The 19,294-nt window shown below is 71.2% G+C and carries 24 protein-coding genes and 2 pseudogenes; 7 read left to right on the forward strand and 19 right to left on the reverse strand.

All coding sequences use genetic code 11. The annotated features are described in order from the left end of the window. From rfbA to ACFE64_RS05825, 5 genes are all read right to left on the reverse strand, one after another. Nucleotides 1-718 (reverse strand): glucose-1-phosphate thymidylyltransferase RfbA (rfbA, locus tag ACFE64_RS05805; RefSeq protein WP_375391514.1); only part of this gene is annotated, 718 nt, incomplete at its 3' end. Further along, nucleotides 715-1,614, reverse strand: a complete 900-nt coding sequence (gene rfbD, locus ACFE64_RS05810; RefSeq protein ID WP_375391515.1) for a dTDP-4-dehydrorhamnose reductase — start codon at nt 1,612-1,614, stop codon at nt 715-717. The genes rfbD and rfbA, both read right to left, overlap by 4 nt. Before the next feature lie 8 nt (nt 1,615-1,622). After that, nucleotides 1,623-2,675 (reverse strand): dTDP-glucose 4,6-dehydratase, encoded by a 1,053-nt coding sequence (gene rfbB / locus ACFE64_RS05815; protein ID WP_375391516.1) that lies wholly within the window; start codon nt 2,673-2,675, stop codon nt 1,623-1,625. Nucleotides 2,676-2,683: 8 nt separating this feature from the next. Beyond that, complete coding sequence (gene rfbC, locus ACFE64_RS05820) at nt 2,684-3,247, reverse strand: dTDP-4-dehydrorhamnose 3,5-epimerase (RefSeq protein WP_375391517.1); 564 nt, start codon at nt 3,245-3,247, stop codon at nt 2,684-2,686. A gap of 43 nt (nt 3,248-3,290) precedes the next feature. Continuing rightward, nucleotides 3,291-4,229, reverse strand: coding sequence for a D-2-hydroxyacid dehydrogenase (locus ACFE64_RS05825; protein ID WP_375391518.1), 939 nt, complete (start codon nt 4,227-4,229; stop codon nt 3,291-3,293). Between the two features lie 78 nt (nt 4,230-4,307). Between ACFE64_RS05825 and ACFE64_RS05830 the strand changes: the two genes are divergently transcribed. Beyond that, nucleotides 4,308-5,306, forward strand: a complete 999-nt coding sequence (locus ACFE64_RS05830) for a PDZ domain-containing protein (protein ID WP_375391519.1) — start codon at nt 4,308-4,310, stop codon at nt 5,304-5,306. Here the strand turns inward: ACFE64_RS05830 and ACFE64_RS05835 are convergent. The 3 genes and pseudogenes from ACFE64_RS05835 to ACFE64_RS05845 all read right to left on the reverse strand — a co-directional run. Beyond that, nucleotides 5,281-5,613: a hypothetical protein gene (locus ACFE64_RS05835; protein WP_375391520.1), complete on the reverse strand. Its 333-nt coding sequence runs from the start codon at nt 5,611-5,613 to the stop codon at nt 5,281-5,283. The two genes, ACFE64_RS05830 and ACFE64_RS05835, sit on opposite strands and share 26 nt — an antisense overlap. A gap of 13 nt (nt 5,614-5,626) precedes the next feature. After that, nucleotides 5,627-7,045: a cysteine--tRNA ligase gene (gene cysS / locus ACFE64_RS05840; protein ID WP_375391521.1), complete on the reverse strand. Its 1,419-nt coding sequence runs from the start codon at nt 7,043-7,045 to the stop codon at nt 5,627-5,629. Between the two features lie 41 nt (nt 7,046-7,086). Next, a pseudogene (locus ACFE64_RS05845) lies at nt 7,087-7,482 on the reverse strand (intradiol ring-cleavage dioxygenase); the annotation flags it as partial. A gap of 66 nt (nt 7,483-7,548) precedes the next feature. Between ACFE64_RS05845 and ACFE64_RS05850 the strand changes: the two are divergent. Both ACFE64_RS05850 and ACFE64_RS05855 read left to right on the forward strand, forming a co-directional pair. Next, nucleotides 7,549-7,707 carry a hypothetical protein gene (locus tag ACFE64_RS05850; RefSeq protein WP_375391563.1) on the forward strand — a complete coding sequence of 53 codons (159 nt, stop codon included), beginning with the start codon at nt 7,549-7,551 and terminating at the stop codon, nt 7,705-7,707. A 27-nt stretch (nt 7,708-7,734) separates the two neighbouring features. Beyond that, entirely contained in the window at nt 7,735-7,977 is a 243-nt protein-coding gene (locus ACFE64_RS05855; RefSeq protein WP_375391564.1) for a hypothetical protein, read from the forward strand. Between the two features lie 122 nt (nt 7,978-8,099). Here ACFE64_RS05855 and ACFE64_RS05860 read toward each other — a convergent pair whose 3' ends face one another. The 4 genes and pseudogenes from ACFE64_RS05860 to ACFE64_RS05875 form a co-directional block, all read right to left on the reverse strand. Further along, entirely contained in the window at nt 8,100-8,486 is a 387-nt protein-coding gene (locus tag ACFE64_RS05860) for a sensor histidine kinase (RefSeq protein ID WP_375391522.1), read from the reverse strand. Next, nucleotides 8,462-9,064 (reverse strand): HAMP domain-containing protein, encoded by a 603-nt coding sequence (locus ACFE64_RS05865; protein WP_375391523.1) that lies wholly within the window; start codon nt 9,062-9,064, stop codon nt 8,462-8,464. The genes ACFE64_RS05860 and ACFE64_RS05865 overlap by 25 nt, the downstream gene beginning before the upstream one ends. Beyond that, a complete protein-coding gene (locus tag ACFE64_RS05870) occupies nt 9,064-9,297 on the reverse strand; it encodes a hypothetical protein (protein ID WP_375391524.1) in 234 nt (77 codons plus the stop codon). Before ACFE64_RS05870 ends, ACFE64_RS05865 begins: the two co-directional genes overlap by 1 nt. Further along, nucleotides 9,284-10,036: pseudogene (locus tag ACFE64_RS05875) on the reverse strand (response regulator). The gene ACFE64_RS05870 and the pseudogene ACFE64_RS05875 overlap by 14 nt, the downstream one beginning before the upstream one ends. 212 nt (nt 10,037-10,248) lie before the next feature. Here ACFE64_RS05875 and rpsU point away from each other — a divergent pair. Continuing rightward, a complete protein-coding gene (gene rpsU / locus ACFE64_RS05880) occupies nt 10,249-10,455 on the forward strand; it encodes a 30S ribosomal protein S21 (RefSeq protein ID WP_007404630.1) in 207 nt (68 codons plus the stop codon). A 69-nt stretch (nt 10,456-10,524) separates the two neighbouring features. Next, nucleotides 10,525-11,043 (forward strand): FKBP-type peptidyl-prolyl cis-trans isomerase, encoded by a 519-nt coding sequence (locus tag ACFE64_RS05885; protein ID WP_375391525.1) that lies wholly within the window; start codon nt 10,525-10,527, stop codon nt 11,041-11,043. Between the two features lie 245 nt (nt 11,044-11,288). Here the strand turns inward: ACFE64_RS05885 and ACFE64_RS05890 are convergent, their stop codons facing one another. The 4 genes from ACFE64_RS05890 to wecB all read right to left on the reverse strand — a co-directional run bounded on the left by ACFE64_RS05890 (nt 11,289) and on the right by wecB (nt 14,957). Beyond that, the gene (locus ACFE64_RS05890; RefSeq protein WP_375391526.1) at nt 11,289-11,573 is read right to left on the reverse strand and encodes a hypothetical protein; all 285 of its coding nucleotides are present in this window, start codon (nt 11,571-11,573) and stop codon (nt 11,289-11,291) included. A gap of 156 nt (nt 11,574-11,729) precedes the next feature. Beyond that, the gene (locus ACFE64_RS05895; protein WP_375391527.1) at nt 11,730-12,488 is read right to left on the reverse strand and encodes a metallophosphoesterase family protein; all 759 of its coding nucleotides are present in this window, start codon (nt 12,486-12,488) and stop codon (nt 11,730-11,732) included. A gap of 65 nt (nt 12,489-12,553) precedes the next feature. After that, nucleotides 12,554-13,849, reverse strand: a complete 1,296-nt coding sequence (gene wecC, locus ACFE64_RS05900; protein ID WP_375391528.1) for a UDP-N-acetyl-D-mannosamine dehydrogenase — start codon at nt 13,847-13,849, stop codon at nt 12,554-12,556. Continuing rightward, on the reverse strand, nt 13,833-14,957 hold the full coding sequence (gene wecB / locus ACFE64_RS05905; protein ID WP_375391529.1) for a non-hydrolyzing UDP-N-acetylglucosamine 2-epimerase: 1,125 nt from the start codon (nt 14,955-14,957) through the stop codon (nt 13,833-13,835). Before wecB ends, wecC begins: the two co-directional genes overlap by 17 nt. 114 nt (nt 14,958-15,071) lie before the next feature. Here wecB and galU point away from each other — a divergent pair, with 114 nt between their 5' ends. Together galU and ACFE64_RS05915 are read left to right on the forward strand one after the other, a co-directional pair. Further along, nucleotides 15,072-15,941: a UTP--glucose-1-phosphate uridylyltransferase GalU gene (galU, locus tag ACFE64_RS05910; RefSeq protein WP_375391530.1), complete on the forward strand. Its 870-nt coding sequence runs from the start codon at nt 15,072-15,074 to the stop codon at nt 15,939-15,941. Between the two features lie 6 nt (nt 15,942-15,947). Next, nucleotides 15,948-16,940 carry an NAD-dependent epimerase/dehydratase family protein gene (locus ACFE64_RS05915; protein WP_375391531.1) on the forward strand — a complete coding sequence of 331 codons (993 nt, stop codon included), beginning with the start codon at nt 15,948-15,950 and terminating at the stop codon, nt 16,938-16,940. Here the strand turns inward: ACFE64_RS05915 and ACFE64_RS05920 are convergent. From ACFE64_RS05920 to coaBC, 3 genes are read right to left on the reverse strand one after another with little or no spacing between them, the layout of a single operon-like run. Then, entirely contained in the window at nt 16,925-17,689 is a 765-nt protein-coding gene (locus ACFE64_RS05920) for a ThiF family adenylyltransferase (protein WP_375391532.1), read from the reverse strand. The genes ACFE64_RS05915 and ACFE64_RS05920 overlap by 16 nt on opposite strands. Then, nucleotides 17,686-18,129 (reverse strand): dUTP diphosphatase, encoded by a 444-nt coding sequence (gene dut / locus ACFE64_RS05925; RefSeq protein ID WP_375391533.1) that lies wholly within the window; start codon nt 18,127-18,129, stop codon nt 17,686-17,688. Before dut ends, ACFE64_RS05920 begins: the two co-directional genes overlap by 4 nt. Then, entirely contained in the window at nt 18,126-19,211 is a 1,086-nt protein-coding gene (gene coaBC, locus ACFE64_RS05930) for a bifunctional phosphopantothenoylcysteine decarboxylase/phosphopantothenate--cysteine ligase CoaBC (protein WP_375391534.1), read from the reverse strand. Before coaBC ends, dut begins: the two co-directional genes overlap by 4 nt. Nucleotides 19,212-19,294: the final 83 nt, after the last annotated feature.

A 19,294-nucleotide genomic window follows, 5' to 3' on the forward strand; every position in this document is an offset into this window, starting at 1 on the left:
TAGTGCGGACGAACTCGGACGCCTCCAGCAGGCTGTCGTGGGTGCCGGTGTCGAGCCAGGCGTAGCCGCGGCCCATCTGTTCGACGTATAGGTCGCCAGCTTCCATATAGAGGCGGTTCAAATCGGTGATCTCGTATTCGCCGCGCGCCGAGGGGGCGAGGCCGGCGGCGAGATCGAGGACGCGATTGTCGTAGAAGTACAGGCCGGTGACCGCGTGGTTGCTCTTCGGCGCGGCGGGCTTTTCCTCGAGGCTGAGCGCGCGGCCGTCCGGCGCGAGCTCGACGACGCCGTAGCGTTCGGGATCCTCGACGCGGTAGCTGAACACCGTCGCGCCTTCCGTCCGCGCGACGGCGCTGGCGAGCAGGTCGGTCAGGTGCGCGCCGAAGAAGATGTTGTCGCCGAGCACCAGCGCGACCTTGTCGCCGCCGATGAAGTCGGCGCCGATCGTGAACGCCTGCGCGAGGCCGTCGGGGCTGGGCTGCTCGGCATAGGACATCGCCAGGCCGAGCGCCGAGCCGTCGGCGAACAGCCGGCGGTAATTGTCGATGAACTCAGGGCTGGAGATGATCAGCACGTCGCGGATGCCGGCGAGCATCAGCACCGACAGCGGGTAGTAGATCATCGGCTTGTCGTAGACGGGCAGCAGCTGCTTGTTGACCGCCAGCGTCGCCGGGTGAAGCCGCGTGCCGGACCCGCCCGCCAAGATGATGCCCTTCACGCCACGTCCCCCAGAAGCTCGTCGAGAATGTCGCTCAGCGCCGCCTGCCAGGCGCGCGGGCGGATGCCGTAATCGCGCGTGATCGCCGCGTGGCTGAGCAGCGAATTGGCCGGGCGGCGCGCCGGCGTCGGATAAGCGCTGGTCGGGATGCCCTCGACGCTCGCGCTCGGGCCGCCCTTGGCGTGCGATTGGGCGAAGATCTCGCGGGCGAAATCGGCCCAGGTCGTCGGCCCGGCGTTGCTGAAATGATAGACGCCGGCCGGCGCGTCCGCATCCTCGGCCAGACGCACCGTGATCGTCACGAGCGCGGCGGCGAGGTCAGCCGCGCTCGTCGGGCTGCCGTGCTGGTCCTCGACCACGCGCAACGTCCCGCGCTCGGCGCCGACGCGCAGCATCGTCTTGACGAAGTTGGCGCCGTGCGCCGACACTACCCACGCCGTCCGCACGACCGCGCAGCGCGCGCCCGAGGTGCGCACCGCCAGCTCGCCGCCGAGCTTGGACGCGCCGTAGACGCCCAGGGGGGCGACGGGATCGTTCGGCTCCCATTCGCCCTGCTTGTCGCCGGCGAAGACGTAATCGGTCGACACCTGCACCAGCGGGATGCCGGCGGCCGCGCAGGCCTGGCCGAACGCGGCCGGCGCCATCGCGTTGACCGCCCAGGCCGTCACCTGATCGGATTCCGCCTTGTCGACCGCGGTATAGGCGGCGCCGTTGATCACCGCGGCAAACGGTGCGCCGTCATGCCCGGCCGCGACCGTCGCGGCGATCGCCGCGGTGTCGGCCAGATCGAGCTCGGCCTGGTCGACCGCGACCACCTGCCAGCCATCGGGCCAGGCGGCACGGCGCAGCTCGGTGCCGAGCTGGCCGCCGGCGCCGGTGACCAGGACTGGCCTCACGCTCCCGATCATTGGGCGACCCCACGCCGCTGGGCCGCGTTCGCCGCCACCAGCGGGCGCCACCATGCCTCGTTGTCGAGATACCAGGCGACCGTCTTCTCGATGCCCGTCTCGAACGTCTCGTCCGGGTGCCAGCCGAGCTCGGCGTTGATGCGGGCGGCGTCGATCGCGTAGCGCTTGTCGTGGCCGGGCCGATCGGCGACCGAGGTGATCTGGTCGGCATAGCGCCCGCCGTCGGCGCGCGGGCGCAGGCGATCGAGGATCGCGCAGACGGTCTGCACCACCTCGATGTTCTGCTTCTCGTTATGCCCGCCGACATTGTAGGTCCGGCCCACCGCCCCGCGCTCGAACACCGCCTGCAGCGCGCGGACGTGATCCTCGACGAACAGCCAGTCGCGCACCTGATCGCCCTTGCCGTAGACCGGCAACGGTTCGCCCGCGAGCGCCTTGACGATCATCAGCGGGATCAGCTTTTCGGGGAAGTGATAGGGCCCGTAATTGTTCGAGCAGTTGGTGATGAGCACCGGCAGGCCGAAGGTATGGCCCCAGGCGCTGACCAGATGGTCGCTGCCCGCCTTGGAGGCCGAATAGGGCGAGCGCGGGTCGTAGGGCGTGTCCTCGGTGAACAGCCCGGTCTCGCCCAACGACCCATAGACCTCGTCGGTGGAGATATGGTGGAAACGGAAGGCGTTGCGGGCCGCTTCGTCCAGCCTCTGCCAATAGCTGCGGGCCTCGGCCAGCATCGTGTAGGTGCCGACCAGGTTGGTCTGGATGAACGCGCCGGGGCCGTCGATCGAGCGGTCGACATGGCTCTCGGCGGCCAGGTGGGTGATGATGTCGGGCCGGAACTCGGCCGTAGCGGCACGCACCGCGTCGGCGTCGCAGATGTCCCCCTGCACGAAGCGGTACCGGTTGCTCCGGGCGACGCCCGCGACGGTCGAGAGCGTGCCGGCATAGGTCAGCTTGTCGAAGTTGAGCACCTCATGCTCGGTGTTCGCGATCAGGTGGCGGACGAGCGCCGAGCCGATGAAGCCGGCCCCGCCGGTGACGAAGATGCGCATGATGCTCCTCAGGCGAGCGGCGCCAGCGGGCGGCCGTCATAGGGGAAGGGGCTGTCGAACGCGGCCAGCGCCGGCAGTCCGGCGTCTTTCGGGCTGAGCTCGGGGGTCGTGCCGGCGGGCAGCGGCCAGTCGATGCCCGCACTGTCCCAGCGTACGCCCCCGTCCGCCGCGGGCGCGTACAGGTCCGAGCATTTGTAGGTCACCTCGCAGTCCGGCTCCAGCGTGACGAAGCCGTGCGCGAAGCCGACCGGGATGAACAGCTGCCGCCCGTTCTCGGCCGACAGCTCGGCCCCGACCCAGCGGCCATAGGTGGGCGAGCCGGCGCGCACGTCCACCGCCACGTCCCAGATCCGGCCGCGGATGCAGCGGACCAGCTTGTCCTGCCCGCGCGGCGGCGTCTGGAAGTGGAGCCCGCGCAAGGTGAAGGCGGGCACCGACAGCGAATGATTGTCCTGCACGAAGCGCACGTCGATGCCGCGGCCAGCGAAGGTCGCTTCGTTATACACCTCGGTGAACCAGCCGCGCGCGTCGCCGTGACGCCTGGGCTCGATCAGCTGGACGGGATTGCTCATGGCGCGCGCCGATACCGGACGGCGGTTAACGCGGCAACAAAGCTCAATAGCCCGCGTCGAGATCGGCGACGTTGCGCAGCGGCCGGCCGGCGCGGAACGCCTGCAGGTTCTCGGCGAACAGCGCGGCCGCGCGGCGGAACATCTTGGTCTGGCTGCGGCCGGACAGGTGCATGGTGATCATGCAGTTGGGCGCGGACCAGAGCGGGTGCTCGGGCGGCAGCGGCTCGGGCTGGGTCGGATCGAGGAAAGCGCCGCCGATCCGCCCCGCGTGCAGCGCCGCGAGCAGCGCGCCGTCGTCGATCATGTCGCCGCGCGCGATGTTCACCAGCCAGGCGCCCGGCTTCATGGCGGCGAGCTCGGCGGCGCCGATCAGCGCCCTGGTGGCGTCCGTCGACGGCGCGGCGAGGATCACCCAGTCGAAACCGCCGAGCCGGTCGCGCCACGCATCGGGGGTGAGCGTGCCGTCGCGGCCCGTGCGGGTGACGCCGGTCACCGCCACGCCGAACGCCGCCAGCCGCTCGCCGATCAGCCGCCCGATCGCGCCATAGCCGACCACCAGCGCCGCCGTCTCGAACAGCTCCACCTTGCCCGGCGCGTCCTTGCGCCACTCATGCCGATCATGCGCGCGGACCACCTCGTCGAAGCGCTTGGCCGCGGCGAGCACGCCCAGCACGGCATATTCGGCGACGGCATAGGCGTTGATGCCGGCGCCGTTGGTCAGCGTCACCCCGCGCGCGCGCAGCAGGTCGAGCGGGAAGGCGTCCAGCCCGGCATAGATGGTCGATACCCATCGGAGGTTCGGCCCGGCGGCGCGGATCGCCTCCGCGACGAGGCGGGTCGGCGTCATGTCCACCCAGGCGATGTCGGCGTCCGCGATGCCCGCCTTCGCCTCGTCCGGCGTGCCGAACCAGGCGACCGCCAGATCGGCGGGCAGCCGGCCTTCGAGCAGTGGGCGGGCGAGCGCGGGGAGCACGGCTTTCATGGCCGCGCACCTAACCGAGCGCGGCGGGCGAGGCGAGCGTCATGGCGCAGCAAGCTTGCGCGCGGTAGGGGCGCCGGCATGGTGAGATCCCTTGTCGGCCTGCTCGCGGCCGCGACGCTGGCCGGACCGGCCGGCGCTGTCGATCCCGGCTATTGGCAGGCGCTGCGCGCGGTCGATGCGCGGATGGCGACGATCGCGTGGCGGCTGCAGACCGCCAACGCGCCTCTGTGCCGCGCGCTGCAGCCCGCGCCGGGGCTCCAGCTCCACGCCGTCGACCAATATGCCGGCGATGCCGAGGCCGAGGCGCGCGCGACCTTCGGCTTCGCGACGCCGGTGCAGGTGGAGGCGGTCGCGCCCGGCAGCCCCGCCGCGCTGGCCGGCATCGTCGCCGATGACGGGCTGGTGGCCGTCAACGGCGAACCCGCGCCCCGGCCCGGCCCAGCTTCGGCGGGCACCAGCGCGACGCGCGACGCGGCCGACGCGCTGATCGCCCGCCAGCCTGCCGACCGGCCGCTCGTCCTGACCCTCCAGCGCGCCGGCGGGACCCGGACGGTGAGCGTGCCGGCCACTCCCGGCTGCCGGTCCGCCTTCGAGGTGCTGCTCGGCCCGGGGCTGACGGCGAAATCGGACGGGCGCATCGTCCAGGTCGGCGTGCGCTTCTTCGAGACGCTGCCCGACGACAAGATCGCCGCGATCGTCGCCCACGAGCTGTCGCACACCATCCTCGATCATCGCGCCCGGCTGGAGGCGGCCGGCGCGCATTGGGGCCTGCTCGCCGAGTTCGGCCGAGACGGCCAGCTGTTTCGCCGCACGGAAGACGATGCCGACCGGCTGAGCGTCCACCTGCTGCGCAACGCCGGCTACGATCCGCAGGCGGCGGTGCGCTTCTGGCGGGAGGATGGCGGATCGATCGACGGCGGCCCGTTCCGCGGCGCCAGCCACGGCTCTGCCCGCGCGCGGGCCGACGCGATCGCGGCCGAGATCGCGACGCTGCCGCCGCCGGGCCGCCCCGACCCCGCGCCGGCGGTGCTGGCGACCCGCGATCAGCCGCTCAGCGCCGTCGCGCCGCGCCCCTGAGCGCGAGCGGTCGCAAGCGGACCGCAAGGCAAATCACGGTCGGCCAGAACAGCGTGTTGCCGATGTCGCTCAGCGTATCGGCCCAGCGCCACGAGCCGAACTCGATGCGGTCCAGCACCTCGTTCGCGCCCTCGGCCAGCGCCACCCAGGACAGCGGCACCAGCGTGCCCAGCGAACGCCCGGTCACGAGCCGCGCCAGCAGCAGCACCGCCATCCCGGCATGGATGTGGAGGATGGTATCGGGCAGCCCGGTGCCGTCGCCGATCCAGGTAATGAACGCGTGCCACAGCGCCGCCAGCTCCCTCACGCCACTCTCTTCTTCACAGGCGCCAGTCCCAGCCGAGCGGGTCGCCGTCCATCACCTCGACGCCGCCGTCCGCCAGCGCCAGCCGGATCGCGTCCGATCGCGCGAAGTCCTTCGCCGCGCGCGCCTCGCGGCGTTCGGCCAGCCGTGACGCCACATCCGCCTCGCCCAGCATCGCGCCGGCCGGGCGCACGCGCAGGTCCTCGCGGCGCAGCGTCGCGAGGTCCAGCCCCAGCACCGCGTCGAAGTCCGTCAGCGCCGCCACCCGGTCGGCGGGCGACACGGTCTTGTCGGCGAGCAGCTCGTCGAGCACCGGCAGCGCGCGCGGCGTGGCGAGATCGTCGCTGACCGCCGCGTCCAGCCGTTCGCGATACGCGGCGGCGCCCGCCCCCGGCGGCCCGGCCGGGCGATCGCGCAACCCTGCAACGGCGTGCGCGAGCCGCTTCAGCCGCACCGCCGCCGCGGCGAGCCCCTCCCAGCTGAACTCCATCTCGGAGCGGTAATGCGCCTGCAGGCACATCAGCCGATAGGCGAGCGGGTGGACGCCGCGGTCGATGACCGCCTGCAGCGTCAGGAACTCGCCGGAAGATTTCGCCATCTTGCCCGTGCGATCGACCAGGAAGTTGTTGTGCATCCAGAAGGTCGCACCGGTATCGGGACAGCCGCAGAACGCCTGGTTCTGCGCGATCTCGTTGGGATGGTGGATCTCGCGATGGTCGATGCCGCCGGTATGGATGTCGAACGCGGCGCCCAGATATTTCCGGCTCATCACCGAACATTCCAGGTGCCAGCCCGGCGCGCCGCGACCCCAGGGGCTGTCCCACTCCATCTGCCGGTTCTCGCCCGCCGCGCTGGTCCGCCAGATCGCGAAGTCCTGCGGGTGGCGCTTGCCCGCGACGGGATCGATCCGCGTCTCGCCGTGATCGTCGCGCGCGCGGGCGAGGCGACCGTAATCGGGCACGGTGGACACGTCGAAATAGAGGCCGCTGTCCAGCCGGTAGCAGTGCGCGGCTTCGATGGTCTCCCCGAAGGCGATCATCTCGGCGATGTGATCGGTCGCGAGCGGGAAGTGCGCCGGCGGACGGATGTTCAGGTCGTCGAGGTTTCGTTTGAAGGCCGCGGTGTAATGGCTTGCGATCGCCCAGATATCCTGGCCGGTGTCGCGCGCGCGCGCCTCCATCTTGTCGTCGCCCGCATCGGCGTCGGACGTGAGATGGCCGACGTCGGTGATGTTGATGACATGGGTGAGCGGATAGCCCCGCCACCGCAGCACCCGCGCCAGCGTATCGGTGAACACATAGGCGCGCAGATTGCCGAGATGCGCGTAATGGTAGACGGTCGGCCCGCACGAATAGAGGCGGACATCGGCAGGATCGATCGGCCGGAACGCCTCGGCCGTGCGCGTCAGGCTGTTGTAGAAGGTCAGGGGGGCCATGGCGGGCGCGGCTTAGCGGCCCGCCACCGCCCCCACAAACCCTATCGCGCGATGCCGATCAGCGCGGTCGCGGTGTAGCCGGCGGCGACGCTGCCGGCTAAGGCCGGCGTCTGCTGGGCGAGCTGGGCCGCGGTGTTGTCGCCGAACACGTTGTCGGTCGCCAGGCTCTCGCCTTTGAAGATGCTCGCCGCGGTCGGATAGGTCGAGGTGTCGGCGAAGATGGTGTCGCAGAGCGCCGCGGGCATGCACAGCTGCGACGTCAGGATCGCATATCTGCCGCCGAGCGCGTTGGCCAGCGAGGAGAACACCTCGAAATGATAGTGCGGCCAGCGGCCGTCATAGGCGGCGGGGAAGATGGTGGTGAAGGTGACCTGGCCGTTGGCGTCGGTGACCTGCACGCCGCGCAGGTAGCTCTCGGTCGCGGCGGTGTATAGCGAGTAATGACCCTGCCGGTCGCAATGCCAGAGATAGAGGGCATAGCCCGCGAGCGGTGCGCAGCGGCGTTGACGTTCACGAGCGTCAGCGTGATCGTCACCTGCACGCCGGTCGCGACGGTGGTGGTGGAGATGAAGCTCGCCCGGATATCGGAGCGCACGACGCCGCTCACCGTCAGGGCGTTGCTGGTCGAGCCGCTTGCCGGGTTCGTGCCGTCGGCGGGGTAGGGCCCCGCCGTCTCGGCCGGGTCGGCGATGCAGCCGCTGGCGGTGCTGACTGCGGTCGGCGTCGAGGTCGGCGTCGCCGTTGGCGTGGGTGTCGGCGTTGCGGTCGCCGTGCCGCTCACCACCGCGACGCTGCCCGTCGAGCCGGAGCCCGAGCCGCCGCAGCCCGCGACCAGCGCGGCGGTGCCGGCGCCCGCGAACCACTTCAACGCGCGCCGGCGTGCGATCATCGCCGCCATGAGCGTCAGGTCTTCGGCCAGGCTGTGCCCGTGACCGGTGGTCCGGCTGTCGCCGGGATGGGCGTGCATGACGGGATCCTTGCGCTGTCCCGCGATCGATCATCCGGCCGGATCACCCGCGTGTGTCGGGAGGTCGCGCCATTGTTGCGCGATGTTTCAGGCGAGCGGCAGCGTCACCGTCGCGCGGGCGCCGCCCTCGGCCCGGTCGGTCAGCGTCGCCGTGCCGCCGTGCCGATGGGCGATGGTGCGCACGATCGCGAGGCCGAGGCCAGTGCCGCCGGTCGCCCGGTTGCGTGACGGATCGCCGCGCACGAACGGCTCGAACAGGCGGTTCGCGTCCGCGCCGCCCAGCCCGGGTTCGCGATCGTCGATCCTGATCGCCGCCTCGCCGTCGCCGATCCTCCAGCCCACCGTCGCTTCGCCGCCATAGCGCACCGCGTTGTCGATCAGGTTGGCGAACCCGCGGCGGAGTTCGCCCGAATTGCCCCGCACGATAGCGCGCGGACCGGCCGCCAGCGTCACCGGCGCACCGCCGACGCGCATATCCTCGACCAGGCTGTCGAGCAGGCTGCCGAGACGATCCGGGCCGTCTCGCCGCGCGCCGTCTCGTCGCGCGCGAAGGCGAGCGTGGCGGCGATCATCGCCCGCATTTCCGCGATATCGCCCGCGGCGCGCGCCCGCGCCGCCTCCGGCAGTTGTTCGACCTGGAAGGCAAGGCGCGACAGCGGCGTGCCGAGATCGTGCGCGATCGCGCCCAGCATCGCCATCCGGCCCTCGGCATGGCGCTGGAGCCGGTCGTGCATCGTCGTGACCGCGCTCGCCAGATCGCGCACCTCCGTCGCGCCGCCGCTCGGCAACGGGGTCAGCGGGGCGCCCGCACGCGCGGCGAGCGCGGCGTCGGCGACCTGGCGCAGCGGCCGCGAGATCGCGCGCGCGCTGAACCAGGCGAGCAGCGACAGCAGCGCCAGCACCGCCGTCATCGCGATCAGCGTGACGCGATGCCAGGCGGTGAAGAACGGTTCCCGCGCGGTCTCGATCGAGCGCCAGCCGCCGGGCCGCCGCCAGCCGACCTGGAACGGCCCGCGCACCTCGTCGGTGGTGTCGCCATGCTTGGGCGCCATCAACGCGACCACGTCGCCGGGCTCACGCCGATGCGAAGCTCGCGCCCGGGGCCGTGCGCGGCGCGGCCGCTGCGCAGCGCCGCGACGATGTTGGCGTAGCTTTGCGGCGCGGGCTGGGGCGGGGGGCCGTTGAAGGTCACGGCGAACAGCACGACCGTCGCCGCCGCCAGCGCCGCGACGACCAGCAGCACGATCGAGACCGCGATTGAGCGGCCGCGCTTAACCGGTGACATCGGCGGTGAACATATAGCCTTCGTTGCGCACGGTGCGGATCAGCTCGTCGCCGCCCCGGCCATCGGGCCGGCCCAGCTTGCGGCGCAGGCGGCTGACCTGGGCGTCGATGGCGCGATCGAAATGCTCGGCATCGTGGCCGCGGGCGTGATCGAGCAGGAAGTCGCGCGTCAGCACGCGGCGGGGGTGCTCGACCAGCGTCATCAGCAGGCGGAACTCGCCGTCCGACAGGTTGATGACCACCTCGTCCGGATCGAGCAGCTGGCGCGCGACCGGGTCGAGCCGCCAGCCGGCGAACCGCCGTTAAGGCCGCGAGGCCGGGTCCGCGACCCGTTCCGCCGGCCGTCCGGCGTTGCGGCGGAGGACGGAGCGGATGCGGGCGAGCAGCTCGCGCGGATTGGCCGGCTTGGCGACATAATCGTCCGCGCCCATCTCCAGCCCGACGATGCGGTCCACTTCCTCGCCGATCACCGACAGGATGATGATCGCCGGGCTGGTGGCGCGATCGAGCGAGCGCAGGATGGCGAGCCCGTCCTCGCCGGGCATCATCACGTCGAGCACGACCAGCGCATAGTCCCGCTCGACCAGCCGGCGCCGCATCTCCTCGCCGCCGGCGGCGGTGTCGACCTGATAGCCGTGCTGCGTCAGGAATCCGGCGGTGAGCTCGCGGATGCCGGGATCGTCGTCGACGATCAGGAGGCGGGTCGCCAGGTCCATCTCGGCGGCGGCGAGCTGTAGCATGGGCGGGTGCTGCCGACGTCAGGTCTCTTGCGCATTGCAGCCCCGCAACATCCGTGTTTCGACCGGCAGGTGTGGCAGGGCGGCAACAGCCAGCCCGCGCGTCGCCGATTTGCAGACGCTTGCGCCTGTCGGCCCGCAGTGGTAGCGGCCCGTCCTTGTCTTTCGGCGCCTCCCCGCGATGCGCCGCCACGCGCCCGGAGCACCGAATACCCATGCAGATCATCGTCCGCGACAACAATGTCGACCAGGCCCTGCGCGCGCTCAAGAAGAAGCTGCAGCGCGAGGGCGTGTATCGCGAGATGAAGCTGCGGCGCCATTACGAGAAGCCGTCGGAAAAGCGTGCCCGCGAGCGCGCCGCCGCGGTCCGCCGCGCCCGCAAGCTGGAGCGCAAGCGCGCCGAGCGCGACGGCGCGCGCTGACAAGGTGTCACCGGCGTCACCGCGCCGCACCTGTGCCAACGTCGATGTCCGCAATGTGAGAGTCGCCCGATGTCGACCGTGACCGCCGTGCCGCTGCACCCCGTCAAGCGCGGCTATCTGATCTGGCTGTGGCTCGGCATCGCGCTGGCGCTGGTCGCCGCGGTGGCCCTGGCGCGCGCCGCGCCGCAGACGCTGCAGGTCCGAGTCCTCGTGCCCGGTCATGGGCCCAAGCCGACCGAGGGCGACGTCGCGCTCATCACCTATGTCGGCAAGCTGACGAACGGCACGGTCTTCGATCAGTCGCCGCAACCGACGCCGCTGCCGGTGGCCGGCGTCGTGCCGGGCTTCGCGCAGGGCCTGAAGCAGATGCAGCGCGGCGGCCACTACCGCCTCGTAATCCCGCCGCAGCTCGGCTATGGCGACAAGGCGACGGGGCCGATCCCGGCCAACTCGACGCTGATCTTCGACGTCAAGCTGATCGATTTCAAGTCCGAGGCGGAAATCCGCCAGGCGCAGATGATGCAGCAGATGATGAACGGCCAGGGCGCGACCGCTCAGCCCGGCAGCGCACCGCCGCCGCAGCAATAACTGAGCTACGGCCGGCGCGTTGCCGAACGCGTCGGCTTTTCCTTGACTGACACGGCCGCACCGCGCGGCAGCTTGATGGTGTTCCCACCTTCGTCTGACGGCGCCGTCACGATGGTCGTACCTGCGCGCCTCGGCGGCACGATACCCGTTCGGTCGTGTCGACCGACACCGCATCACTCGGACGAGCGACGGGCAAAAAAATAGCGGCCCGAAAGCCGCTATTTCCTTTGAGACGTGCCGATCGTCTACGGGCTGTCGGGCGAGTCATTCTCGCTGGCGACCACGACGATGCCCGCGATGACCGCGATCGCCGCGATGATCGCGATGATCGCGCCACCACCGGCAAGATCGCTGCCCTTCTTGACGCTCGATCCGGCGCGAACCGAATGAGACACCGAAAGGCTGGACGCCGGATTCACCGGCGCGGCAACGGCCGGAGCCACCGCCATCGTGGCGGCCGCCGCAGCCATGAGATACTTCCCAAGACGCATATGTAACTCCCTCTTCAACTCTTGCCGGATGCCTGCCACGGTTTTCCGAGCAAGACAACCCACCACGCACGCAACGCCGACGCATGGACTTGGTTGCGGACGGCGTCGCTCGATGCCGCAACCGCCAGACTATAGCGGCACAATTGCTTACGAAAAGATGATCACGCGTTCTGCTGCGACAGGGTGGTGGGGCGATCAGCCAGTCTGCAGCTGCCAGCTCTGCGCGCCCTCCAGCCCCAGCGCCGTGAGCCGGCCGGTGACGTAGGCGCCCGTGTCGATGCCGATCCGGTGCGGCTGACGATCGATCTCCGCGGCGATGGTATGGCCGTGGACCACCATCTTCTCGAGCGGTCGGCCGTGATCGAGGAACGGCGAGCGGATCCAGCGCAGGTCGCTGACGACCTGCTCATCCAGCTCGGCATGGGGATGCACGCCGGCATGGACGAAGACATAATCGCCAAGCACGATCATGTCCTCCAGCCGCTCCAGGAACGCGCGGTGCTCGGCGGGTACGACCCGCTGCAGCGCGGCGGCGAGCTCCGGATAGTCGAGCCGCTCATATTCCGCGTCGCTGATCCCGTAGCTGCGCGCCGTCTCGCGGCCGCCGATCCGACAGAACATGCGCAGCGCCTTGGGCTCACCGGCCAGCGCGCGCAGGAAGATCTCTTCATGGTTGCCGGCAAGGAAGCGCACGTCGGGGCGCTCCGCGGCCAGCCGGCGCAGTTGATCGACGACTTCGGCGGAAGCCGGGCCGCGATCGACGACGTCACCGATGAAGATCAGCGTCGTCTCCGCCGCGGGCCGGGCCGCCTCGTCGGCCGCGATCATCGCCAGCAGCCGCTTCAGCTCGGCGATGCAGCCATGCACGTCGCCGACCGCGTAGACCCGGCGACCGGCCGGGAGCTCCGGGTGCTGAGGGCTGAAACGCCATGATCTCAGGAACTTGGAAAGCATGAACCGACAATGGTAACGCAGAGAGCGCCACATAAGCCGGGCGGCACGCGGGAACAAGGCGACGCTCAGCCCGCGAGGCGCAGCGCCGCTGCGGCCGGTTGCGGACGCGGCTGGTCGGGCCAGATCCCGCGGGTGTCCAGGACGGCCTTGCCGGCCCGTTCCTCGGCCGGCACCGAGCGGAACAGATCGTGGTCGACCAGCACCACCATCACCGGGCAGCGCGCCAGCGCGGCGTCGAGATCGATCAGACGCGCGCCCGTGCCGTCGAACGCGGTCGGCAGTCGGGCGGCATAGGGCTCGACCACCGCCACGCGTGGCCCGAAGCGGCGGGCGAGCGCGGCCGCGACGGCGAGCGCCGGGCTTTCGCGGAAATCGTCGATGTTCGCCTTGAAGGCCAGGCCGAGGCAGGCGACCGGCGCGCCGGGATACGCCTCGATCAGCCGGGAGGCCTGCTCGACGACATGCGTGACCTTGCCGTCGTTCACCTCGCGCGCAGCGCGGATCAGCGGGGTGTCGTCCGGCGCGGCGGCAACCAGGAACCAGGGGTCGACCGCGATGCAGTGCCCGCCGACGCCCGGGCCCGGCTGGAGGATGCCGACGCGGGGATGCCGGTTGGCGAGGCGGATCACTTCCCACACGTCGACGCCCAGTCGGTCGGCGACCAGGCTCAGCTCGTTGGCGAAGGCGATGTTGACGTCGCGATAGGCATTCTCGGCCAGCTTGGTCATCTCCGCCGCGCGCGCGGTGGTGGTGACGCAGGCGCCGCGCACGAACCTGCGGTAAAAGGCGAGCGCCTTGCGGCCGCAGCGCGGTGTCAGGCCGCCGATCACGCGATCGTTGGCGATCAGCTCGTGCAGGATGCGTCCCGGGAGGACGCGTTCGGGGCAATAGGCGATCGCGACGTCCGCTTCCCGACCGAGGCCGGGCAGCCGGAGATCGGGGCGCAGCGCGGCGAGGAGATCGCGAACCTGCTCGGTGGCGCCGACCGGCGAGGTCGATTCGAGGATCACCGTGTCGCCCGCCTTGAGCACCGTCGCGATCGCGGTCGCGGCACGCAGCACATAGCCGATATCGGGTCGGTGATCGTCGGCGAACGGTGTCGGTACCGCGATCACGAACACCTCGGCCGGCGCGATCTGGGTCGAGGCGGACAGCAGACCGCGGGCGACCACGCCCGACACCAGCGCGTCCAAGTCGACTTCCTCGATATGGATCCGGCCGGAGTTGACGGTCTCGACCACCGTCTCGCTGACGTCGACGCCCAGTACCCGGGCACCGGTGCGCGCGATCACGGCGGCGGTCGGCAGGCCGATATAGCCGAGGCCGAGGACGCAGACGGAGAGGTCAGGGTCGGCAAGCATCCGCAATCAGCCCCGCGATCCGCACCGCGGCCTGGCCGTCGCCGAACGGATTATGAGCGCGGGCCATCGCGGCATGGGCGCGGCTATCGTCGAGAAGGTTGAAGACTTCGTGCACGATCCGGTCCTCTTCCGTGCCGACCAGTCGGGCGGTGCCGGCGGCGACCCCCTCCGGCCGCTCGGTCGTCTCGCGCATTACCAGCACCGGCTTGCCGAGCGCCGGCGCCTCTTCCTGCACGCCGCCCGAATCGGTCAGCACCAGGTCGCAGGCGGCGAGCGCGCGCACGAATTGGGGGTAGTCGAGCGGCGGCACGCGCGCGATCTCGGGCCGATTGCCGAGGAGAGCGTCCATCACCTCACCCACCGCCGGATTGGGGTGGACGGGGAAGAGCAGGGCGGTGTCGCCGCGATCGGCGATGCGGGCGAGCGCGCGGGCGATCGCGGCCATGCCGTCGCCGAGATTCTCCCGGCGATGGGTGGTGACGAGCACCAGCCGCTTGCCTGCCGCGCGCGCCAGCTCGGCATCGAGCCCGGCCGCGAGCGCCGGTTCGGCGTCGATGCGCGCCTGCGTCCATTGCAGCGCATCGACGACGGTGTTGCCCGTGACATGGATCGTCTCGGGCGCGATATTCTCGCCGCGCAACGCCGCTGCGGCCGTTTCGGTCGGTGCGAAGTGCAGTCGGGCGATCGGCGCGACGATGCGGCGGTTCACCTCCTCGGGCCAGGGGTGATGGATGTCGCCCGAACGCAGCCCCGCCTCGACATGGGCGACCGACACCTTGCGGTAATAGGCGGCGAGCGCGCCCGTCATCGCGGTGGCGGTATCGCCCTGGACGATCACCCAGTCCGGCCGCTCCCGATCCATCACCTCGCCCAGCCCGACGAGCAGCCGGGCGGTGAGGCGGTCCAGCGTCTGCCCGGGCTCCATCAGGTCGAGGTCGATGTCCGGCGTGAGGCCCGCGACCTGCAGCACCTGATCGAGCAGCCCGCGATGCTGCGCAGTGACGCAGGTCCGCACCGCCAGCGCCGGCCGCCCCGCCAGCGCGCGCACCACCGGAAATAGCTTGATCGCCTCGGGCCGCGTCCCGAACACGACGAGGATTTTCGCCATGGCGCTCCTCTAGCCGGCCGCGCTTAAGGACGCGCTAACCGCCTTCGCGGCAAGGCGGTTTGCGGGGCGCGGCCGGCACGGCTAGGCGGGCGCGACACGAGCAGGGGACGGTGGGTGACATTCAAGCGCGTGCGCAAGGCGGTGTTTCCGGTGGCGGGGCTCGGCACCCGCTTCCTGCCCGCGACCAAGGCGATGCCCAAGGAAATGCTGACGGTCGTCGACAAGCCGCTGATCCAGTACGCCGTCGAAGAGGCGCTGGAGGCGGGCGTCGAGCAGATCATCTTCGTCACCGGCCGCGGCAAGGGCGCGCTGGAGGATCATTTCGACGTCTCTTACGAGCTTGAGGCGACGATGCGCGCGCGCGGCAAGTCGATGACGCTGATCGACGGCATCCGCCAGAAGCCCGGTTCGCCCGTCTATGTCCGCCAGCAGGAGCCGCTCGGGCTGGGTCACGCGGTGTGGTGCGCGCGCGAGATCGTCGGCGACGAGCCGTTCGCGGTGCTGCTTCCGGACGAGCTGATGGTCGGCACGCCCGGCTTCCTGGCCCAGATGGTCGCCGCTTACGAGCATGTCGGCGGCAACCTGATCGGCGCGCTGGAGGTGCCGCCCGAGGAAACCGACAAATACGGCATCATCACGCCGGGCAAGGTGGAAGGCGCGCTGACCGAGGTGCTCGCGGTGGTCGAAAAGCCGACGCGGGGCACGGCCGCGTCCAACCTGATGACGCCGGGCCGCTACATCCTCCAGCCCGAGGTGATGCGCATCCTGGACAATCCCGTGAAGGGCGCGGGCGGCGAGATCCAGCTGACCGATGCGATGGCGCAGCTGATCGGCCGGCAGCCGTTCCACGGCTACACGTTCGACGGCGAGCGATACGATTGCGGCGACAAGGCGGGTTTCATCCAGGCCAACCTGGCGCTGGCGCTACACCGCGCGGATATTGGTCCGGCGGTGCGCGCCTTCGCGCAGCAGCTGCTCGGCTGACGTCACGTGGCCGTGCTCGTCACCGGCGCGGCGGGCTTCATCGGCGCGCATGTGGCGGGGGCGCTGGCGGCGCGCGGCGAGACGGTGATCGGGATCGATGACCTCAACGGCTATTATGCGCCGCAGCTAAAGCGCGACCGGCTGGCGGCGCTGGTCGGCGGAAGGGACGTCCGCTTCGTCCAGGCCGATTTCGCGGACGCGGCGGCGCTGGATGCGGCGGTGGCGGGGGAACGGATCGACCGCATCGTCCATCTCGGCGCGCAGGCCGGCGTGCGCCACTCGCTGGAAAATCCGCAGGCCTATGTCCGCGCCAATCTGGTCGGGCACGCGAACGTGCTGGAGCTGGCGAGGGCGCGGCGGGCGGCGCACCTCGTCTACGCGTCGTCCTCCTCGGTTTATGGCGGCAACACCGCCCTGCCGTTCCGTGTGGACGATCGCGTCGACCACCCCGTCTCGCTCTACGCCGCGACCAAGAAGGCGGACGAGCTGATGAGCGAGAGCTACGCCCATCTCTTCCGCCTGCCGCAGACCGGGCTGCGCTTCTTCACCGTCTACGGGCCGTGGGGCCGGCCGGACATGGCGCCCTGGCTGTTCACCGCCGCGATCCTGGCGGGGCGCCCGATCACCGTGTTCAACAACGGTCGGATGCGGCGCGACTTCACCTATATCGATGATGTCGTGGCAGGCGTGCTCGCCGCGCTCGACCGACCACCGGCCGACGACGGCGCATCGAAGCCCGGCGGCAGCCTCGCGCCGCACGCGCTCTACAATCTCGGCAACAGCCGGGCCGAGCCGCTCGACCGCCTGATCGCGCTGATCGAGCAGGCCTGCGGACGCGCGGCGGTCCGCGAGCCCCTGCCGATGCAGCCGGGGGATGTGACGGAAACCTATGCCGACATCGCGGAATCGACGCGGGACCTGGGCTTCGCGCCACGAACCAGGCTGGAGGACGGCGTGCCGCGGTTCGTGGAATGGTTCCGGCGCTACGCGGATGCCTGAACGGAGCACCCCGGACAACCCGGATCCTTCGGCAGGCTCAGCGTGCGGAACCGCCAGGACAGCGCATCGACGAGCAGCAGCCTGCCCGCCGGGTCCTCGCTGAACGGCGTGATCGACCGGATCGCCTCCAGCGCCGCCATGCTGCCGAGCACCCCCGTCACCGGGCCGAGCACGCCGGCTTCGGCGCAGCTCGCCTCCTCCCGGTCGGGCGCATCGCCGACGAAGCAGCGGTAGCAGGGCTTGTCCGCCTCCCAGCCGCGATAGACGGCCAACTGCCCCTCGAACTGTCCCACCGCTGCCGAGACCAGCGGGACCCGCAGCGCCAGCGCCGCGTCGGCGACGGCAAGGCGGGTGGCGAAATTGTCGCACCCGTCGAGCACCACATCGACGCCCGCGAGCAGCGCCGGCGCGTTCCCGGCGTCGATGCGCACGGCGCGAGGCTCTGCCGTGAGATGGGGGTTGAGACGCCGCGCGGCCTCCGCAGCCGTCCTCGCCTTGCCGGCACCCAGGTCGGCGGTGGCGAACAGCGTCTGGCGTTGGAGGTTGGACAGCTCCACCGCGTCGTCGTCGATGATGACCAGCCGCCCGACGCCTGCCGCCGCGAGGTACTGGATCGTGGGCGAGCCGATGCCGCCGGCGCCGATTACCGCCGCGCTCGCCGCCTTCAGCCGCAGCTGTCCCGCGCCGCCGACCTCCTTGAGGACGATATGGCGTGCGTAGCGGGCGAGCTCGTCGTCGGCGAGCGTCACCGCCCCGTCGAGCCGAAGCCGCCCTGGCCGCGGTGCGTGGCGTCCAGCTCCGCCGCCTCGACCAGCTCGGCGCGCTGGACGGGGGCGGGCACCAGCTGGGCGATGCGCTCGCCGCGCCGGACGGCGAACGGCTCCTGGCCGAGATTGGCGAGGATCACCTTCACCTCGCCCCGATAGTCGCTGTCGATCGTGCCCGGCGAGTTGAGGCAGGTGACGCCGTGCTTCAGCGCCAGCCCGGAGCGCGGTCGGACCTGCACCTCATAACCCTCCGGGATGGCGAGCGCGAAGCCGGTCGCGACCGCGTGGCGGCCCCCCGGCGCGATCTCGGCATCCTCCGCGGCGACGACGTCCATGCCGGCCGCGCCGGCCGTGGCGTAGGCGGGGTGGGGCAGGCCCCGGCCGTGCGGCAGGCGCAGCAGCAGGATGCGGATCGCGCTCACGCCGCCGGTCCGAGCGCGTCGGCGATCCGCGCGATGAGGCGCGCCGCGACCTCGGTCTTGGGCAGCTCCGCCCAGCTTTCGACGTCCGCGGCGTTGATGAGGTGGACGGCGTTGGCGTCGCCCCCCATCACGTCACCCGACACGTCGTTGGCCACGATCCAGTCGCAGCCCTTGCGCGCCAGCTTGGCGGTGGCGTGCTCGATCACGCGCTCGGTCTCCGCCGCGAACCCGATCACCAGCCGTGGCCGGTCCGGCGCGCGCGACAGCGCCGCGAGGATGTCCGGGTTCTCGGTCAGCGGCAGGGCGGCCGCGGCCATGCCCTTTTTCAGCTTCTGCCCGGTCGCCTCCACCCGCCAGTCGGCGACCGCGGCGACCATCACCGCCGCGTCCGCAGGCAGCGTCGCCCTGACGGCCGCGGCCATCTCCAGCGCCGTCTCGACGTCCACCCGATCTACCCCGGCGGGTGTGGGCAGCGTTACCGGCCCGGCGATCAGCGTCACCCGCGCGCCCGCGCGCGCGGCGGCGTCCGCGATCGCGAACCCCTGTTTGCCGGACGAGCGGTTGGCGAGATAGCGCACCGGATCGATGGGCTCATGCGTCGGCCCGGCCGTGACGAGCACATGCCGGCCCTGGAGCGGCCGCGCGGCGGGCGCGAGCAGCGTCTCGGCCGCGGCCAGGATGCGGGCGGGCTCGGGCAGGCGGCCGGGGCCATATTCGCCGCACGCCATCGTGCCCTCGTCGGGCTCCATCACCGTCACGCCGTCGCGCCGCAGCGTCGCGACGTTGCGCCGGGTCGCCGCGTGGCTCCACATCCGCACGTTCATGGCGGGGGCGACCAGCACGGGCTTGTCGGTGGCGAGCAGCAGCGTCGTCGCCAGATCGTCCGCGATTCCCGCCGCCATGCGGGCGAGGAGGTCGGCGGTGCCGGGCGCGACCACCACCAGATCGGCCTCGCGGCTGAGCTGGATATGGCCCATCTCCGTCTCGTCCTTCAGGTCCCACAGGGTGGTGTGGACCGGCTCCTCCGACAGCGCCGCCAGCGTCATCGCCGTCACGAAGTGGCTGCCGCCATCGGTCAGCACGCAGCGGACGCGATGCCCGGCCTTGCGGGCGAGCCGGATCGCCCGCGAGGTCGGGGTGCGGCTGGCGCACGTCGACGTCGGGC

It is taken from the genome of uncultured Sphingomonas sp. (assembly GCF_964250165.1).
GTDB lineage: Bacteria > Pseudomonadota > Alphaproteobacteria > Sphingomonadales > Sphingomonadaceae > Sphingomonas.

Excerpts from the sequence above, each read along its gene's own strand:
- rfbB (WP_375391516.1), bottom strand. The coding sequence starts at position 2,675 with ATGCGCATCTTCGTCACCGGCGGGGCCGGCTTCATCGGCTCGGCGCTC.
- rfbC (WP_375391517.1), bottom strand. The coding sequence starts at position 3,247 with ATGAGCAATCCCGTCCAGCTGATCGAGCCCAGGCGTCACGGCGACGCG.
- ACFE64_RS05825 (WP_375391518.1), bottom strand. The coding sequence starts at position 4,229 with ATGAAAGCCGTGCTCCCCGCGCTCGCCCGCCCACTGCTCGAAGGCCGG.
- ACFE64_RS05830 (WP_375391519.1), top strand. The coding sequence starts at position 4,308 with ATGGTGAGATCCCTTGTCGGCCTGCTCGCGGCCGCGACGCTGGCCGGA.
- cysS (WP_375391521.1), bottom strand. The coding sequence starts at position 7,045 with ATGGCCCCCCTGACCTTCTACAACAGCCTGACGCGCACGGCCGAGGCG.
- ACFE64_RS05855 (WP_375391564.1), top strand. The coding sequence starts at position 7,735 with ATGCAGCCGCTGGCGGTGCTGACTGCGGTCGGCGTCGAGGTCGGCGTC.
- ACFE64_RS05860 (WP_375391522.1), bottom strand. The coding sequence starts at position 8,486 with ATGCGCGTCGGCGGTGCGCCGGTGACGCTGGCGGCCGGTCCGCGCGCT.
- ACFE64_RS05865 (WP_375391523.1), bottom strand. The coding sequence starts at position 9,064 with ATGGCGCCCAAGCATGGCGACACCACCGACGAGGTGCGCGGGCCGTTC.
- ACFE64_RS05870 (WP_375391524.1), bottom strand. The coding sequence starts at position 9,297 with ATGTCACCGGTTAAGCGCGGCCGCTCAATCGCGGTCTCGATCGTGCTG.
- rpsU (WP_007404630.1), top strand. The coding sequence starts at position 10,249 with ATGCAGATCATCGTCCGCGACAACAATGTCGACCAGGCCCTGCGCGCG.
- ACFE64_RS05885 (WP_375391525.1), top strand. The coding sequence starts at position 10,525 with ATGTCGACCGTGACCGCCGTGCCGCTGCACCCCGTCAAGCGCGGCTAT.
- ACFE64_RS05895 (WP_375391527.1), bottom strand. The coding sequence starts at position 12,488 with ATGCTTTCCAAGTTCCTGAGATCATGGCGTTTCAGCCCTCAGCACCCG.
- wecC (WP_375391528.1), bottom strand. The coding sequence starts at position 13,849 with ATGCTTGCCGACCCTGACCTCTCCGTCTGCGTCCTCGGCCTCGGCTAT.
- wecB (WP_375391529.1), bottom strand. The coding sequence starts at position 14,957 with ATGGCGAAAATCCTCGTCGTGTTCGGGACGCGGCCCGAGGCGATCAAG.